General features: G+C 50.0%; 1 pseudogene. It reads left to right on the forward strand.

What is annotated here, in order from left to right:
* Positions 1 to 29: 29 nt before the first annotated feature.
* Positions 30 to 332, forward strand: a pseudogene (locus CWC14_RS18920) (type IV pilus biogenesis/stability protein PilW); the annotation flags it as partial.

A 332-nucleotide genomic window follows, 5' to 3' on the forward strand; every position in this document is an offset into this window, starting at 1 on the left:
TGTTACTTGGTTATTTGATTCAGGATCGTATGGGTCATGTGGAAGATGCGCGTAAATTAGCAAAAACCATTGAGCTGACGTACCCGTCGTCGATTGAAGCGCGTATTGTCCGCGAGCAGCGCTATAGCGCCAGTGAGTTTGAACAGTTGCGAGAGCAGTATCGCAAACACCAACTTTCTGAGTTGCAAGGGGTGATGCAAGATGATCGCATCGTTGCTAAGCCAAAAATCAAGGTGATGAAGAAAAAGTCGAGCACCTCGACAACGCCTACTAAAGCGCCGGTAGTCATCACTTCACCAGCGCAGCAACAGGCCGCAACCAGCAGTGCCGAG

It is taken from the genome of Pseudoalteromonas sp. S3260, from assembly GCF_005886925.1.
Classification (GTDB): Bacteria; Pseudomonadota; Gammaproteobacteria; order Enterobacterales; family Alteromonadaceae; genus Pseudoalteromonas; species Pseudoalteromonas tetraodonis.